Source organism: Pseudoalteromonas sp. P1-7a, from assembly GCF_001401855.1.
GTDB lineage: Bacteria > Pseudomonadota > Gammaproteobacteria > Enterobacterales > Alteromonadaceae > Pseudoalteromonas.
The window spans coordinates 1-707 of record NZ_LKDU01000085.1 but is presented as its reverse complement, the minus strand read 5'-3'; the positions used below and the strand labels follow the sequence as shown (position 1 = coordinate 707).

Sequence of the window (707 nt, the reverse complement as noted above, 5' to 3'; positions counted from 1 at the left end):
ACTCACCGCTACAGCCAGCGTATCCGATGTAGCAGGTAACCCTGTTACAGCTGAGGATACAGTTGAACTTGATAACACCGCAGCGATCATAACCAGCATTGATAAAACCGCCGACGGCGTGATTAATGGCAACGGCGAAAGCGCCGCCATGGTTGTGCGTGGCACGGTGAGCGATGTGGAAGACGGTCAAACCGTGACGGTGATCATCAGCGATGGTACAAACCAAGTTGAAACAACGGCGCTTGTGCAAAACGGTGAGTATGTTACCGATCCGATTGATGCAAGCGCACTAAGCGACGGCACACTCACCGCTACAGCAAGCGCATCAGATTTAGCGGGTAACCCTGTAAGCGCGCAAGATAGCGTAGAACTTGATAACACCGCAGCAATTACAACCAGCATTGATAAAACAGCAGATGGCGTTATCAATGGCAACGGCGAAAGTGCAGCCATCGTGGTACGCGGTACAGTAACCGATGTTGAAGACGGCCAAACCGTGACGGTTTTTATCAGCGATGGCACAAACCAAGTTGAAACAACGGCGCTTGTACAAAATGGCGAGTATGTTACTGATCCGATTGATGCAAGCGCACTAAACGATGGCACACTCACTGCCATAGCCAGCGTATCCGATGTGGCAGGCAACCCGATTTCAGCACAAGATTCAGTCGAGCTTGATAACACCGCAGCAATCACAACCAGCATTG

Annotated in this window: 1 protein-coding gene; it reads left to right on the top strand. The window is 50.9% G+C overall.

The genetic code is table 11. From position 1 onward, the window contains the following. The coding region (locus AN389_RS19545; RefSeq protein WP_146258101.1) for a hypothetical protein at window positions 1-707 on the top strand (707 nt) is incomplete at both ends.